The organism is Spirosoma flavum, assembly GCF_042686045.1.
GTDB classification, from domain to species: Bacteria; Bacteroidota; Bacteroidia; order Cytophagales; family Spirosomataceae; genus Spirosoma; species Spirosoma flavum.
The window spans coordinates 1,396,235-1,412,365 of sequence record NZ_JBHUOM010000002.1 but is presented as its reverse complement, the minus strand read 5'-3'; the positions used below and the strand labels follow the sequence as shown (position 1 = coordinate 1,412,365).

General features: G+C 45.4%; 12 protein-coding genes. 8 read left to right on the top strand and 4 right to left on the bottom strand.

Going from position 1 to position 16,131, the window contains the following annotated elements:
- Positions 1–183 precede the first annotated feature (183 nt).
- The 3 genes from ACFS25_RS11305 to ACFS25_RS11295 all read right to left on the bottom strand — a co-directional run bounded on the left by ACFS25_RS11305 (position 184) and on the right by ACFS25_RS11295 (position 6,149).
- On the bottom strand, positions 184–3,417 hold the full coding sequence (locus tag ACFS25_RS11305; protein ID WP_381500111.1) for an efflux RND transporter permease subunit: 3,234 nt from the start codon (positions 3,415–3,417) through the stop codon (positions 184–186).
- Positions 3,418–3,492: 75 nt separating this feature from the next.
- Positions 3,493–4,662, bottom strand: a complete 1,170-nt coding sequence (locus ACFS25_RS11300; protein WP_381500108.1) for an efflux RND transporter periplasmic adaptor subunit — start codon at positions 4,660–4,662, stop codon at positions 3,493–3,495.
- 140 nt (positions 4,663–4,802) lie between these two features.
- The gene (locus ACFS25_RS11295) at positions 4,803–6,149 is read right to left on the bottom strand and encodes a TolC family protein (protein WP_381500105.1); all 1,347 of its coding nucleotides are present in this window, start codon (positions 6,147–6,149) and stop codon (positions 4,803–4,805) included.
- A 387-nt stretch (positions 6,150–6,536) separates the two neighbouring features.
- Between ACFS25_RS11295 and ACFS25_RS11290 the strand changes: the two genes are divergently transcribed.
- From ACFS25_RS11290 to ACFS25_RS11255, 8 genes are all read left to right on the top strand, one after another.
- On the top strand, positions 6,537–8,279 hold the full coding sequence (locus ACFS25_RS11290; RefSeq protein ID WP_381500875.1) for a glutamine--tRNA ligase/YqeY domain fusion protein: 1,743 nt from the start codon (positions 6,537–6,539) through the stop codon (positions 8,277–8,279).
- A gap of 26 nt (positions 8,280–8,305) precedes the next feature.
- The gene (locus ACFS25_RS11285; protein ID WP_381500101.1) at positions 8,306–8,659 is read left to right on the top strand and encodes a DUF6883 domain-containing protein; all 354 of its coding nucleotides are present in this window, start codon (positions 8,306–8,308) and stop codon (positions 8,657–8,659) included.
- 232 nt (positions 8,660–8,891) lie between these two features.
- Positions 8,892–9,197 carry a hypothetical protein gene (locus tag ACFS25_RS11280; RefSeq protein ID WP_381500097.1) on the top strand — a complete coding sequence of 102 codons (306 nt, stop codon included), beginning with the start codon at positions 8,892–8,894 and terminating at the stop codon, positions 9,195–9,197.
- Positions 9,198–9,232: 35 nt separating this feature from the next.
- Entirely contained in the window at positions 9,233–10,186 is a 954-nt protein-coding gene (locus ACFS25_RS11275) for a hypothetical protein (RefSeq protein WP_381500094.1), read from the top strand.
- A 687-nt stretch (positions 10,187–10,873) separates the two neighbouring features.
- Positions 10,874–11,194 (top strand): ArsR/SmtB family transcription factor, encoded by a 321-nt coding sequence (locus tag ACFS25_RS11270; protein ID WP_381500091.1) that lies wholly within the window; start codon positions 10,874–10,876, stop codon positions 11,192–11,194.
- Complete coding sequence (locus ACFS25_RS11265) at positions 11,191–11,694, top strand: SRPBCC family protein (RefSeq protein ID WP_381500088.1); 504 nt, start codon at positions 11,191–11,193, stop codon at positions 11,692–11,694. The genes ACFS25_RS11270 and ACFS25_RS11265 overlap by 4 nt, the downstream gene beginning before the upstream one ends.
- Before the next feature lie 349 nt (positions 11,695–12,043).
- Positions 12,044–12,754, top strand: a complete 711-nt coding sequence (locus ACFS25_RS11260; protein ID WP_381500085.1) for a CPBP family intramembrane glutamic endopeptidase — start codon at positions 12,044–12,046, stop codon at positions 12,752–12,754.
- A gap of 711 nt (positions 12,755–13,465) precedes the next feature.
- A complete protein-coding gene (locus tag ACFS25_RS11255; RefSeq protein ID WP_381500082.1) occupies positions 13,466–14,335 on the top strand; it encodes an alpha/beta hydrolase in 870 nt (289 codons plus the stop codon).
- Positions 14,336–14,826: 491 nt separating this feature from the next.
- On the opposite strand, the gene ACFS25_RS11250 is transcribed toward ACFS25_RS11255, so the two are convergent.
- Positions 14,827–15,858: a ligand-binding sensor domain-containing protein gene (locus ACFS25_RS11250; protein ID WP_381500079.1), complete on the bottom strand. Its 1,032-nt coding sequence runs from the start codon at positions 15,856–15,858 to the stop codon at positions 14,827–14,829.
- Positions 15,859–16,131: the final 273 nt, after the last annotated feature.

Sequence of the window (16,131 nt, the reverse complement as noted above, 5' to 3'; positions counted from 1 at the left end):
GTACAATTTCATTTCCTCTATTTCCGTATATCAAATGGCCTGCCAAAAGAAGAATATGGGCAACTGAGTCAGGAGAAGGGGTTTCTTAAAAGCAGATACGTACACCTGCTGTCCGTTTGTGGACAATCGGTGTACGTATCTGGACACTAGTAATAAAAGAAATTTGTCTTTTTGGTCGGCTGCTCAATGACGGACTTTGTCGCCCTCCTGACCATTTACAGGAACGGGCTGCGGGGTAAGTTTCGACGAGTCGTCCGGCTTCTCTTCCTTCTTGGCATTCTCTTTCAAGGCGGCTAACCCCTTTTTACCATAGGCTAGTCTTGTAATGCCTACATAAAGTACTGGTACTACAAAAATAGCCAGCGACGTTGCAGCCAACATCCCACCCAACACCGTCCGACCGATGGTGGCTCGGGCTACGCCCCCTGCCCCACTCGCGAGTGCCAGCGGAAATACACCCAGGATAAACGCCAGCGAGGTCATCAGAATTGGCCGGAGTCGCAGGCGAACCGCTTCGATGGTCGACTCCAGCAAATCTTCCCCTTTATCGACCCGCTCCTTGGCAAACTCTACAATCAAAATGGCGTTTTTAGCCGCCAGACCGATCAACGTAATTAAGCCGATCTGAGCATAAACGTTGTTGGTAAGGTACGGAAAAATGATCAGAGCGGTAATGGCTCCCAAGGCACCAATGGGAACCGATAGAAGTACGGAGAAGGGCACTGACCAGCTTTCATATAAGGCGGCCAAGAATAAGAATACAAACCCAACCGATAGCATAAAAATATAAATCGATGTATCACCCGCGTTGATTTCTTCTCGGCTCAGCCCACCAAAATCATACGCATAACCGGTGGGGAGAACTTTAGCCGCTACCTCGCGAAGAGCGTCATTGGCCTGACTGCTACTATAACCGGGCTTGGCAATACCGTTTAATTCGACAGAGCGGAATAGGTTAAAGTGCGAAATCAGTGGGGCGTTTTCAATGACGCTGGTTTTAATAACTGTGCTGATAGGTACCAACTGGCCCGCTCCATTACGAACATAATATTGATTGAGCGCCTTTATATCTGTTCGGTACATGGTATCGGCCTGGGCAACCACCCGGAATTTACGCCCGTAAATAATGAAGTCATTGACGTATTGACTACCCAGAAGCGTCTGCATCGTGGTATACACATCGCTCACCGAAATACCCAGTTTCTTACATTTATCGCGGTCTACATCAACCCGGTACGCGGGTGACTTTGCCGTGAAATAGGTAAAAGCCCGGCCAATTTCAGGGCGCTTGTTAGCCTCAGCCAGAAAAGTCTGCACCACGTTATCAAATGCCGCTACATCATCATTGGTTTCACGCTGTTGAATCTCGAAGGTAAACCCCGAGGATTGGCCTAAACCTGGAATAGCGGGGGGCTGCAAAACCTGAGGGCGGGCATCATTCAACCCCGCCAGTGCCTTTTGCAGTTTAACCACCAGCGAGTCGGCCTGCATGTTACGTTCCTTACGCTCGTCCCACGGTTTCAACTGCATGAATACCGTACCACTATTCGATTTCGATGCGAATGTAACCGCATTCAAACCACCCAGTGCGGCAAAATGTGCTACGTATGGTTGCTCTTTAAGAATACTCATTATTTTATTAAGCACCACCAAACTACGCGTTGTCGAAGCCGCTTCTGGAATTTCGTAGGTTACAATTAGTCGACCTTCGTCTTCAGTTGGGATAAATCCGGTTGGTTTAGCCCGGAATAGCAACCCCGTTCCTATATACAAAACGACCAGGCCAACAATGACCAGTGGCGTTGCTTTAATGAGTCGCTGTACCGTATTCGAGTACGCGTTCGTAACCTTTTCGAACCACTGATTGAATTTATAAAATAACTTGTTAAGCCCTTTTGCATTCTCGTCAATGTGCATCGGCCGAAGCAACAACGTACACAGAGCGGGTGTAAGTGACAAGGCCACGAAAGCCGAGATCAATACCGAAACGGCAATGGTAATAGCGAATTGCTGATAAAGCCGCCCGACAATCCCCGGAATAAAGCCAACCGGTACAAATACAGCAGCCAGAATCAGGGCAATGGCAATTACCGGAGCCGAAATCTCACGCATGGCTTCCATGGTGGCCTCTTTGGGCGTCATGCCTTTGTCGAGATTAACCTGTACGGCCTCTACCACCACAATCGCATCATCGACTACGATACCAATAGCCAAAACAAACGCAAAGAGTGTCAGCGTGTTAATGGTAAAGCCGAGCGGAATAAACAACGCAAACGTGCCGATAATAGATACCGGAATAGCCAGCAATGTAATAAGCGTAGCACGCCAGCTTTGCAGGAATAAAAACACAACCAAAATAACCAGAACCAACGCTTCTAAAAGCGTTTGGACGACTTCAGAAATAGATACCTGAATTACTGATACCGACTCAAACGGCACTACGTATTCAATATCTTTCGGGAATGTCTTTTTCAGTCCATCCATAGCCGCATATACACCTTTGGCGGTAGCCAGCGCATTACTACCCGGCAACTGATAAACAAGCAGATAGGCCGCTCGTTTGCCATCGACGAATGAGTTACTGGCATAAGAAAATTTACCCAGCTGTACCCGCGCTACGTCTGACAGATAGACCAGCGAACCTTTGGTAGGATCGCTGCGAACAATGATTTTCCTAAATTCTTCTTCTTTGCTGAGTCGGCTATTGGTAAAAACAGAATACTCAAACGCCTGAGAAGCGGGCTGGGGCGAAGCACCCACCGAACCACCCGCCACTTGTAGATTCTGCTCCTGCAAAGCGGCCACGACATCATTGGGGGTCATGCCCAGTTGCGCCAGCCGGTCGGGTTTGAGCCAGATCCGCATACTAAAATCATCGGCACGGCTAAATATATCGCCCACACCCGGCACCCGCAACAGCGCATCCCGAATGTAAATATTCGTGTAGTTGTCTAAGAAAGAAACGTTGTGCGTACCCTTGGGCGAATAAATCGCCACCAGCATAAACAGCGATGGATTGCGCTTGCGAACAACGACACCGAGCCGGGTAACTTCCTGAGGTAGTTGAGGTTGTGCAATACCAACGCGGTTTTGTACGTCCAGGGCTGCAATATTCACGTCGGTCCCTACCTTAAACGTTACGTTCATGGTCATCCGGCCGTCGTTGGTAGCATTGGTTTGCACGTAGTCCATGCCAGGCGTACCATTCACCTGCGTTTCAATAGGCGTAGCCACCGTTTGCTCCACCGTCTGCGCATCGGCACCAGTGTAGGTACCCGTCACCTGCACAACCGGGGGTGTGATGTCGGGATACTGGCTAACGGGTAAACTTAGCAGAGCCAGCACACCCAATATGACAATCACCAGCGATATAACAATGGCAGTAACAGGCCGATTTATGAATATTTCTGCGAACATAACTTAATGGTTGATTAAGCGAATGAGTGAATAGCTGGTACATGTTTTATTCGCTATATCAATCATCCACTCATTTTATTTTGCGGATGCTGTCTGCTTATTGCTGGAATCACGTTTTGGAGCGCCTTGCTGGTCCGCTTGACCCACTCGCACTTTCGCACCATCCCGAATTTTCTGAGTACCTTCTGTTACAATCATGTCCCCTTCCTTTATGCCATCTTTTACAATGACTTTGTCGTTGATGCGGGCACCGAGCGTCACTTTCTTCTGGGCCACTTTGCTGCTGTCGCCAACGACGAACACAAAGTATTCGCTCATTTGCTCCGTCACCGCCTGATACGGAATCAGCAATTGTGGCTGACCTGTGCTGTTTTTAACCCGCACGTTACCATTCAGACCAGGTTTCAATTGTTTATCTGGATTGGGGAAAGCCACCCGAACACGTAGCGTACCTGTTTGCGGATCAACAGCGCGGTCAATAATGCGAACTGAACCAGGATATTTATAAGTAGCCCCATTAGGTTGTACCAGGATTAACGTCGAATCCCGGCCCACACTCTTCTGACCTTGCAATTTGAGAAAACGTGGAATTTCAGATTCATCAATCTGTAGATCAGCGGCAACCGGGTTGTCTGACGAAATTGTATTGAGGGGCGTTGACCCCGGCGCTACAGCCGCTCCCAGCCGAACCTGAGAAATGCCAATTGTCCCATCAAGCGGTGCATAAATGGTTGTGTACTTGAGATTAGTTGCCACCTGCTGGATGTTGGCCTGTGCGGCTTCGACCTGCATCTTAGACGATTCCAATGTGGCGTCGGCGTTATCAACTAATTGTTTAGCAACGGCGTCCTGCTTAGCCAGCGTATTGTAGCGGTCGGCATCTTTCTGAGCACGATTTAGATTCGCTTTCTGCACGTTCAGATTCGCCACGGCCTGGTCGTAACCGGCACGGTATTGCTGCGGGTCAATAGTATACAGCTTCTGCCCTTTACTAACATGCTGACCATCCTGAAAGAAAATACCCGTGATATTTCCAGCCACCTGCGGCTGAATTTCGACTTCGAGCAGAGCCGTTACCGTAGCAGGGAATTGATCGTAATATGTTGCATTACCCTTCTCCACCTTTACGGCCGTAACGGGCGTTGGGGGTGGAGCCTGTTGCTGCTGATCATTTTTTTTGTCGCCACAGGCGGTGGCAAACAATACAATTGCTGTTAACAAAAGTGCATTTATATATGGCTTCATTTCGTTCGTTATATTATTTTTCAATTTCTCATCACCAAGGTCCGTATCATCATAAACCCCTTGCCCAGCTAGTTTTTAGGATGGTACAAGTGGACTGGCAATAGTTTTTTGTGGTGTGGTGTCGGGTATACGCAGCAACATTATCGCTCAAACTGAATAGCGCCCAACGCCTGCTGTACGTCTAATTTTGTCGTCAATGTCTGATACAATGCGTTAAATACGTTGAGCCGGGCCGTTCGAAGATCAGCTTCAGCAATGGTAACGTCTAAGTAGGTTTTTATGCCCGAACGATATTGCAGGTTGATAATTCGATAGACATCTTCGGCTAGTAGCTGATTCTCACGCAGAGCCAGATAATTGGCCAGATTGCCTTTATAGGTAGCCAATGCCTGGGCGTATTCAGCATCGACGGCACTGGTCAGTGCAGCCAAATCCCAGTTCAATCGTTGAACCTGCAATTCGGCAATCTTCGTCTGCTGAATACGTCGCCCTCCCTGAAAAATAGGCAACGCGACTGCCAAGCCAATCAGTGAATTTGGAAACGACTGGCTGTACAATTGCCCGAAGGCATTATTTTGATACAAAAAGTTGTAGTTACCAAAGGCAGATACCGAAGGCAGGTAAGCCCATCGGTTGTAGCGGACGTTGGCTTCCAAAAGTCGCCCCTGCGTCTGCAAAAGCTGGTACTCGATACGATTTTTAGGATTCGCCAGTAACAACGTATCAGCAACAACTTCGTTGGCCAGTTGCAACGTATCATAAACAACATTTAGCTGAAAATTAGGCGGATAACCCATAAGCTGCTTTAGCGTCTGGACTTTCGATCCGACCAGATCCCGATATTGTTTCTGTTGAGCCCGTGAATTGTTAAGGGCAATGGTAGCCCGCTGTGGGTCTGTTCTGTCTACGATACCACCCTTATACTGATTCGTCGCATCCTGAAGGCTGCGCTGTAGACGGGTAATATCTTCACTCAGAATGTCAACTTGTCGCTGGGTCAGAATAAGGTCGTAAAATGCCTTGCTAACATTAACGACCACATTAATTTTGTTATTTACTGTCTGCTGAGCAGCCTGAAGACGATACGCATCAGCAGTTCGACTGGCCAATAATAAATCGCGATTGAAAACACTCTGGGATAACGAAAACGAAGCAGTAGACGTGTTTTTTGCGCCTATTGTTCGAGGAACGCTTTCACCCGTCGTTGGATCGGGAAATATCGTAGTGGGCAGTTTAAGATTGTGCAAAAGATTATACCCAGCCGCTATCTGCGGATACCAAGCCGCAAGCGAACTCTGGACTGTGCGTTCAGCAATTTCCTGATCAATAACCGACTGTCGTATAATGGGTTGATGACCTAAAGCATACTGAATACAATCTTGAAGATAAGCCTGCCTGGCTAAGGAGTCGGACGTTTTTTGCGCAAAAACTGCACTCGATATTAGGCTGCAAAGACCAACTATAAAGATAAACCAACTCTTTTTCATAAAACAGTAAGGAGCAATAGCACATGCCGTCAACAATAGTCAACAACGTGTACTAGTTAACAACTGTTTCAGGTCACCGTTTTGTTCGCTTTTTGACAAGAATTAATTAGCATTTCTCGATTGCTTAAGTAATATTCCTGCATCTCGATTCGTAAATTAACTAGACAAATCAGTGTCAGTACAGTCGAATTCACTAATCTATCAATTATAAAAAATAGTAGTGGTACCTCTCATCATCGTCCATTTTTAAGGAACTGATACTATAAAACATAACTGGTTACCAAGAATCAATCCTCTACCCTATCATTTCTGTACAACTCACTCTCCCGTTTGTCAAACCCACCCAAAGGCCGTAATTTCGGGTCTTTATTAGTAGCGATTAGCGACATGACCGAAGTAACAAAAGACTCCGACGAACCCATTCCTGACTCGACCAGCTCGGCTGACCGCAGCAACACTGGAGGCTCTCTCAACTTTATTGAACAAATTGTAGAAGACGACCTGGCTTCTGGTAAGAACGGTGGCCGCATCCATACGCGTTTTCCGCCTGAACCAAATGGCTATCTGCACATTGGCCATGCCAAATCAATTTGCCTGAATTTCGGTCTGGCCGATAAATACGGTGGACAAACTAACCTCCGTTTCGACGATACAAACCCGGTTACAGAAGATACCGAATACGTGGATTCCATTAAAAATGATGTGCATTGGCTTGGGTTCGATTGGGAAAATGAGTTCTATGCTTCTGACTATTTCGACCAGATTTACCAGTTTGCGGAAACGCTGATTCACAAAGGTTTAGCCTACGTAGATGACTCTACCTCGGAGGAAATTGCGGCTCAGAAAGGTACCCCCACCGAACCGGGCCGCATGAGTCAATACCGCGACCGAAGCGTTGACGAAAACCTCGATCTGTTCCGGCGCATGAAAGCTGGCGACTACCCCGACGGGGCGAAGGTGTTGCGGGCCAAAGTAGACATGGCGTCGCCTAATATGCAATTGCGCGACCCGATTATTTACCGTATCAAACACGCGCATCACCACCGCACTGGAGATACATGGTGCATTTACCCGATGTACGATTTTGCCCACGGGCAATCGGATGCCATTGAGCACATCACCCATTCGCTTTGTACATTGGAGTTTGAAGTACACCGACCACTGTATGAGTGGTTTATCGAAAAACTAACTATTTTTCCATCCCGCCAAATTGAATTTGCACGGCTCAACCTGACCTACACAGTCATGAGCAAACGTAAACTCAAGCAGTTGGTGGAAGAAGGTCACGTTAACGGGTGGGATGACCCCCGAATGCCGACAATTGCGGGTCTTCGTCGGCGCGGTTACACGCCTGCCAGTATCCGCGAGTTCGCCGACCGTATTGGTATTGCCAAGCGCGATAATTTAATTGACGTAGGTTTGCTGGAGTTCTGCCTTCGCGAAGAACTTAATAAATCGACTCACCGCGTAATGGCCGTTTTAGATGAAAAACCGCTTAAACTCGTCATCACGAATTACGAAGTTGGCCACGAGGAAATTATGCGGATTGAAAACAATCCCGAAGATCACGAAGCTGGCGAACGCGACGTGCCGTTTAGCCGCGAGGTGTATATCGAGCGCGACGATTTCATGGAAATTCCACCGAAGAAGTTTTTCCGGCTGTTTCCGGGCGGCATGGTACGGCTCAAAGGTGCGTATATCATCAAATGCGACGAGGTAGTAAAAGACAACGCGGGCGAGATTATTGAACTGCGCTGCTCCTATATTCCCGAAAGCCGGAGCGGTTCCGATACGTCGGGTATCAACGTGAAAGGCACGATCCACTGGGTATCGGTGCCCCACGCGGTAGAGGCTGAAGTTCGTCTTTACGACCGGCTTTTCTCCGTCGAGAATCCAGCCGCCGACGAACGGGATTTCAAAGAGTTACTAAATCCTACTTCGCTAGCCGTAGTACGGGCATTTGTCGAGCCGTCTCTTATTGAGTCGGCCCGTACTGGCTCATCAACCAACGTGCAGTTTATGCGCAAGGGGTACTTCATCCTCGATCAGGACTCCACCACCGACCGGCCCGTTTTCAACCGGACGGTAACGCTGAAAGACGCCTGGGCGAAGGAGTTGAAGAAGGGATAAAAGCAGTATGAATAAATTAAATAAGTATGTTGCCCTTTGCTGAACATGCTCAAGCAGATGACTCAAAATTTTTGGGTTACTGCTTGAATACAGACCATCCGTACGGGAAGCCTAAAGCTCGTGTATTCCGTTCGGCATTAGGGATAACCAGTGTTGAGTGGCAAATTCTATGCGATGCTATTTTATTAGCGGTACTGTTAAATTCAGCGACTCATGAGGGTAGAAATAGCTATGGCGAAATTTATGTAGTTGATTTTGAGATGACTCACCAAGCCAAGACTGCTATTGTCCGAACCAGCTGGATTATTGATGATGGTGAAAACTTTCCTCGTTTAACAAGTCGTATGCTACTGGAATTAGTAGTCGCTAAACCAGTATGAATACCTATCTTGAGGACTTAGTTAAATATAGGAAAAAGAAAACTCGACTCTTTAAATGGAAAGTCGTCGAGGCTTATCGCGCTGAACGAGTCCAGGCCGCTGAATTAGAAAAACGGTGGGCATCTCTGGGACGGAACTACGCCGTCTTAATCGCTGGTATTTTAGATACTTAACCTTATGCCCTGTGCGACTACTGGCTTGCTTTGTTATCGTTGGCTGCAGCCTCCAGACTGTGTTTGCCCAAAAACTGGAACCCATTGATAGTCTATACGCCAAAAGCTTGCTAGACTATTCAAGTAGGGTCAACCGAATAACCCACCAAATCTGGCCGGGCATGCGCATTGGGCCTTCCTGTATATTCCGACAGAATGGACCCGCTTTTTTAGTCAATCATCCCCAACCGCCTGCTAACGCCATACCTATGGGCGATGGTATCTATTTACTTAATCAGGCTGATCTAGCTTTAGGGGAACTGCCCAAACGGATATTAACAAGTACCTCACCGCCCACAATCATTACGAGCAGCCCTTCTTGCTGAGTGAGAATCAGTTTTACGCCGAGCTCTTTCACGAATTGCATCATGTATACCAGCGAAATTATATCAAAACGTTAGCCTTCGATAATCCGGCAATCTTGTTAACCTATCCCGAAGACTACCGGAATGATGCCATCAAGCAGTATGAGCAGGAGCTATTGCTGGCCATGGTCGAAGGACCCGCTGAACAAGTTGAGGAAAACGTCAATAAGTTCTTCAGTTGTCGAGCCCTTCGAAAAGCCATCATTGGCGAAAAGTACCTCAATTACGAAACGAGTGTGGAGTCCGCCGAAGGGCCAGCTACGTATTGTGAATATATGTATATGAAGGCGTTTGGTACGAGCCTGAAAGAAAAGCAGTATATCGAGAAGCGATTTTTTTATGGACTCATTGAGCCGACTTATGGCCGGGAAGGGTTACGCAATAAGCACTTATTAAGTGGCATGGCTCAATGCCTACTCTTATCGAGGAAGGTGAAGAACTGGCAGATTGAGTACTACCAGTCGGGCTTATCGCTCAGCGCGTATTTCTTTGCCAAGTTCAACCCACGGGTAGTTAGCTTACCTGCTTTACCCACTTATGAAGCCAAAGCGAAGTACTTTACGGCCCTGGAGAAAGAAAAGCATACCCAACACCTGGAGGCCTTCAACCAGCAGGGGGGCGTAAAGATCACCTTGGTGTTTAAGCAACAGCCTGAGGTCAAAGGGTTTGATCCGATGCATGCCGAATCGATAAACGACAGCTTAACGCTTCATTCCACTCTGTTAAAATTAGGTAAAAATCACAATCACCTCAATCTGGTCAATCAGCCTATCCTTTCAGTGACGAATGGGCAAATCTGGTTCGTAAAGCGAGTGAGCTTCTTCGTACCAGCGAATGCGATTCGGTTTGAAAACAACACGTTTTTATGCCAAACGGAACAGCTTACTATTAGCTGGCGGTATCTAAAACAGGAAAGGAACAAGGACGAGTACATACTTATCCTTGAATAAATGGCTCGGAGCGGTAACTCGCCCTGTAGACAGGGCGTAGGCATATGGACAGAATTGAACCGCAGGTAAAAAGGCCGTTCACTTATTGAAGCCTTTTACTAAACGAAATCATAGAAACAGCTAGTTGTATTTATCTAATAGAAAACTAATAGTAAGATCATCAAATTTCATACACATAAATTGTCTATTATCAATACAACAACTGTACCCTCACGGCTAGTTAAGCCAAGCTAAGGGTTCACTAGACTGCTACTAGAAGCATGGCGCCAGTCGGGCACCTATGTCCCCGCCGGTACCGACTGATTAAGTCCGAATTATGAGAGCTATCTTTACGCCTATTGAGGAATGATGGCCTGTCATACACAATGTATGACAAGCCTTGTTTTTGGCTTACATTCTGTAGTACTTGACATATAGAAGATTATACAACAAAGGCTTCCTACGATCGCCATCGACCCCTGCGAACGTTGGTTGGAATGTACTGCGGCAACACAAACTACATAAGAACAACCTGCTCTCTACCAGACTATTGCGGTCTAGACAATCTGCCAGTTAGCCGCCATGGTTTGACAACCTTTCACGCCGGTAAATTCTACTGACCTTTTTTCAATCTAAAAAATTTGAGAAACCGAATAGTTGCGCATATATTTGCAACCGATTGGTTTCGTAACTACAAACGACAAACACATGAGACGGGATATTTTTCAGGCGATAGCCGATCCGACTAGGCGGGCGATCATTGCCCTAATTGCTCTGCAGGCAATGACGCCCAACGCCATTGCTGACAACTTCAACACGACCCGACAATCTGTTTCTAAACACCTGCGCATACTCACAGAATGCGAACTGGTGAAACAGCAACAACAGGGGAGGGAAATTTACTACTCCCTTGAAATTGAAAAAATGAAAGAGATCGATATGTGGTTGAACCAGTTTAGAAAAATTTGGGAGACTCGTTTTGATCAACTCGACACTGTATTATCAACCATTAAAAAACAGCAAAAATGAAAACTGATTTGCTATTTAATTTTACCGTCGACAAAACGGCGAAAACAGCGACCGTAACCAGAGAGTTTGATGCCGACCTGTCGCTGGTATGGGATGCTTATACCAAACAGGAAATCCTTGACCAGTGGTGGGCACCTAAACCTTGGACCTCAAAAACAAAATTTATGAATTTTGACGTTGGCGGACGACGGTTTTATGCCATGGTAAGCCCTGAAGGACAAGAGCGTTGGTCAATTCAGACGTATACGTCTATTAGCCCAAAAACTAACTTCAAAATGTTCAATGCTTTTGCCGACAAAGATGAAAACCCTGAGTTGCCCGGTTCTGAATGGGATTTTAATTTCAGCGAACAAAACGGAAAAACAAAAGTCAGTATTACGATTTACAATGAATCCCTTGACCGTATGGAGAAAATGATTGAAATGGGCTTCCAGGAAGGAACTGCCATGACAATGAGAAACCTGGAAGAACTATTGGCAACGTTATCGCAGCGAGAGTAGAAAAATGCGGCTAACATCGGCTTGGCAATAGTGGGGCTAACGGTTGTACATTCGTTCAGCAAGCGGTTTTCAAACTCCACTATTGCCAGCTCGTACCTTTGCTGAAAGGGCGAACACCACAACACGGATTATCTGGAATTGATAAGCATCAAATGAAATTTAGAAACGCCACCTAGGAAGATATTCCGTCCATTTGTTCAAGGGTTTTACTGAATTAGTAGTACTTTGACTATCCCACCAGCCGTATACATCCTTCTTCAGTGTCGCTTTGTATCTTAGTCATCGTCCAGTCAATAGGCGAAACCGGTAGCGGTAGGTTTATGAATAAATAACCTAAAAAATTAACCGAATGAATGCTTATTTAGCGGAGTCTATTGCCTGCTTGAGTGTCGGTATACTCGTATTTGTAGTAGGCCGAATGCGACTCATTTATAATACGCTTTACATTCCATTAGTTCTAAGCAGTTTCATTTTCATCGGATTTTACGGCGTTGCTGTTTCCCGCGAATTCGTCATTCCATTCCTGGGCTTTAGTAACAAAGTAAATAGGTTACTCTTTTATGATTATGGAAATGGACTTATTGGTTTACTTCCCTTAGCCCTTGCCATTCTTTTTATTGGCAAGTATCTACTAAACATAGATTACAATCAACAATGGAGTGGAACCACTCATTTTAATTTAGCTTCTTTGAAATATGGAATGATTGGCGGCATAGTACTGGCAGCTATTCCCTTACTAATTGCGGCATCGATGGGACAAAAATTTAATTATAAAGTAGACGTTTATCGATACGGCCTCAATTGTGTTACCAATCTGTACGAAGAAATAATTTGTCGAGGCTTGCTATTAGCTTGCTGCATCAAATACTGGAATAGACTAGCGGCAGTCGTGTGGACGTCGGTTGTGTTCGGACTGGCCCACGGGTTAACGGAAAAGAGTATTCCGATTGCTTTGGGGGCTGGGCTGATAGCATGGGCCGTTCTAAAGGCGAAAAGTTTGTGGGCCGGTTGGACGACTCATCAACTGACTGACATGATTGTCGATACGTTTTTACCCTAAATAACTAATGCTGCCGAATCATGAGCAAATTCGTTCAATCAGCGAAGCGTTTTCGTGAACGAAACTGTTAAAGCTAATAATTATATTTAAGCTAGAAGTAGAACACTATGCTCTTGTAAAATAAGCATTCAAGTAAATAGAATAATTTCAGGAGAGGATTCGCTTTCTTGTTCCCGCGAAAGATGGTACTGAATGAAATCAATAGAACGGCAATTTTATAAACGTAGGGCACAATCACATGTCTGTAAAATTTTCTCAGATACTCATCTGTCACTTCAAAATGAAATACGGTCCGCCGTCGCGACCGTCCGCGGCTGCGGTTGATTAATGAGACGGCCATTTTAGACTATTGACCAAAGCCAGTAGTGGCGTCACATAAAAATGTTAGCAGTCTTAGAAAAAAGTGCGTTTATAGAGACTGTATAGTATGGCGCTATACGCCGAAAATTGGAGCCGTTTACACGTGCGTAGTTTATTCGGGCGACACGTTACCCAATTAATAGGAGCAGTGTGTGGGTACGACAGGCACGGCCCACAACAGCGGCTTTGCGGCTAGGGCGACTGACCAAACTAAGTCGGCAGTCGTATTTCTAGTCAGCTTTTACCGCTATATTTGGGCTGACACCACTCGGAATGCTACCACAGCAGCAAGCCCTAAGCCATTAGCAGTCAAGAAAAAACTCGATACCCTAATTAATTAAATTATACCCAATGAAATTGCTTACCTGTTCCTTTCGATGGCTGACAAGTCTGTTTTTAGTTGTCGCTTTTCAGGCACACTCTCAGAGTACGCAGACGTATACATATCCACCAAGTGAGGTTGTGACGATTCACTCCAAGGTTTTAAACGAAGAGCGCAAGGTTTATGTGCATTGCCCTAAAGTAGACTCCGCGGATGTGAACAAACGATTTCCCGTAGTATACCTAATGGACGGTGACAATCATTTTGCACTACTTGCTCAGTATGCCGATTATCTGAGTCGGCCCGATGTTTTGGCAATGCCTAAAATAATTATCATCGGCATCTCCAATACAAAACGAACCAGAGACCTTACACCAACCAATAGCCTACTTAACTACGAGGGCAAACCAGATAGTAGTTCGTATAAAGGCAGTGGCGGGAACGAAAATTTTTTACAATTCATTGCGACCGAATTGATGCCAATGATTAACAAAAATTATAAAACAGAGCCCTATAAAATTTTTGCAGGGCATTCCTTTGGGGGCCTTTCATCGCTTAATTGTCTGTTGACCCATCCCGATCTGTTTGATGCTTATATTGCCGTAAGCCCATCCCTTTGGTGGAACAATGAGTATCTGTTGAGAATGACCGATGAAAAACTAAAAACCGGTTCAGCCTTAAACAAAATGTTTTTTTACAGTGACGGAAATGAAGGTGGAAGTAATTCGTTTTTTCATAAAAATTTATTAAAATTGGATGCAACACTCGCTAAAAAAAAGCTAAAAGGACTTGATTATCTCTATAAACATTACCCAACCGAAACCCACATGACCGAACCCGTTGTTGCTTATTTTGATGCCCTGCGCTTTATTTTTAAGGACTGGGGAAAGCATCGCTAAGATGGTATTTGCCATATGGCGGCTTGAGGTTAACCGCTCTACGGTTGTGCTATTAGTAAACTTGTGCTAAACTCTGCTGAGGGAATGTCACTACCGCTACCTCGCAACTACCCAATCCGTTGGGTGCGTCAAGAAACCCACTTTGGCTAATTAAGCCATTCATTAACCAGCCAGGCGAAGAGGAGCGTAAACCAATCTAGAGAAGCGATCGGTCTAAGTAGTACAGAGGCAATCGGTTTGTTGGTTAATCGACAGCAACAGAGGGGTATCAACTTTTGCTTGCCTTCCAACTTGGTCAAGAAGATAAAAACAATTGATTAAACTCGGTTCAGCTCGACTAAAAGAAAGGAGTGTCTAGCTTTAGACACTCTTATTTCAAGTCCGATTACACAACAATGGATAAGGATTCTCGCAAATTCCTCCTACTTGAGACGAAAGAGTTTTCATGTATGTGCTTCTTAAAATGGGCGTTTGAAGCGACAGCATACACCTTATTTCTTTACCTCTTTACGTTTAAAGTCCGTGATGGTCTTTCCATCATAACGATGCACTCCATCGAATGAGCCGAACCAAATACTTCCTTTGTCATCTTCTAAGATCCCGAAGGTCATTGGTTTATTGGCAACTATGGTCACCGTTGGCTTTTCATTAGACAAAGACTTTCCGTCGTACCGGGAAAGTGCCCAACCTAAGTTACTATTCTTTCCTGAACTGGTCCAAATATTGCCGTCTTTGTCCTCCATGATGCGACCAATAAACCTCTGGTTGAAATTAGTAATTGCACTGCCATCATAACGCCAAAGGCCGTCAGCTCCCCCCAGCCAAATATTGCCTTTTTTATCTTCGATGATCGAACGCACATTCTTAAAAGGTTTGCCATTATGGGTGAAAGCGGTAAAGGATCTTCCATCGTATCGAAACACACCACCTGCACCAAACCAAAATCCGCCCTTTCTGTCTTCAATGATAGGACCTACACCACTGAGTTGTCTCTTCGGAGAAGTTTTCCCTGTCCGGTCCTCATTCACGGCATTCCCATCTGTAATATAATTCCGGAAAGATTTCCCATCGTACCAACTTGCTCCTCCGGAAACACCGAACCAGATGTTGCCTTTTTTATCTTCATAAATGCTTGTAACTTCATTATTAAGAAGTCCCTCCTCGGTTGTGAAATTTTCAAAAGATCTCCCATCGTAACAGTAAACACCTGAACCGATAGAGCCGAACCACAGGTTGCCTTTTCTATCTTCTAAAACAGAAAAAAAACGGGCCGAACTCACTTCACTTATAACGTTGGTAAAAGACTTTCCATCGTATTTAAAAATACCATCAAATGCGGCCATCCAAATGTTGCCCTTTCTATCTTGTATGATATTTCGGGTGATCCGGTTAGGCCCGTAAGGGGTAATTATACCTTTGTTTTCGGAGTTGATGATGTTCTTTTTTTCTTCTGTTTGGTTCTGTCCACAGGAAGTACAAAAAACAGACATCAATAAAGCACATACGGGCACGAGTTTGGTCATTCTGTTTTTTTAAGGATTTCACCAAACCTACAAATCTTTGTGCTGAGGTTTTTTTGGGGTTTGTAAAAGAATGTTAACGGAATGTAAAAGCAGTTTTTACTAGCTGCTGTGGATTTCTACCCTTTAGTAATTGCATCCTGCTGCCTCTACAACTGTCTCGCAAAAATGCTCCTTCTTGAGATAAAAGAGCGTTCATAGATCCGCGTCAGGAATGCGGTTGGCTAGGTTTAGGAGCATGTTGGGAAATCATGTTTGGTTGTAAGCCTCTATCCG

Coding starts and splice junctions, on each gene's coding strand:
- ACFS25_RS11250 (WP_381500079.1), bottom strand. CDS start 15,858: ATGACCAAACTCGTGCCCGTATGTGCTTTATTGATGTCTGTTTTTTGT.
- ACFS25_RS11270 (WP_381500091.1), top strand. CDS start 10,874: ATGAGACGGGATATTTTTCAGGCGATAGCCGATCCGACTAGGCGGGCG.
- ACFS25_RS11285 (WP_381500101.1), top strand. CDS start 8,306: ATGTTGCCCTTTGCTGAACATGCTCAAGCAGATGACTCAAAATTTTTG.
- ACFS25_RS11305 (WP_381500111.1), bottom strand. CDS start 3,417: ATGTTCGCAGAAATATTCATAAATCGGCCTGTTACTGCCATTGTTATA.
- ACFS25_RS11255 (WP_381500082.1), top strand. CDS start 13,466: ATGAAATTGCTTACCTGTTCCTTTCGATGGCTGACAAGTCTGTTTTTA.
- ACFS25_RS11260 (WP_381500085.1), top strand. CDS start 12,044: ATGAATGCTTATTTAGCGGAGTCTATTGCCTGCTTGAGTGTCGGTATA.
- ACFS25_RS11290 (WP_381500875.1), top strand. CDS start 6,537: ATGACCGAAGTAACAAAAGACTCCGACGAACCCATTCCTGACTCGACC.
- ACFS25_RS11295 (WP_381500105.1), bottom strand. CDS start 6,149: ATGAAAAAGAGTTGGTTTATCTTTATAGTTGGTCTTTGCAGCCTAATA.
- ACFS25_RS11300 (WP_381500108.1), bottom strand. CDS start 4,662: ATGAAGCCATATATAAATGCACTTTTGTTAACAGCAATTGTATTGTTT.
- ACFS25_RS11265 (WP_381500088.1), top strand. CDS start 11,191: ATGAAAACTGATTTGCTATTTAATTTTACCGTCGACAAAACGGCGAAA.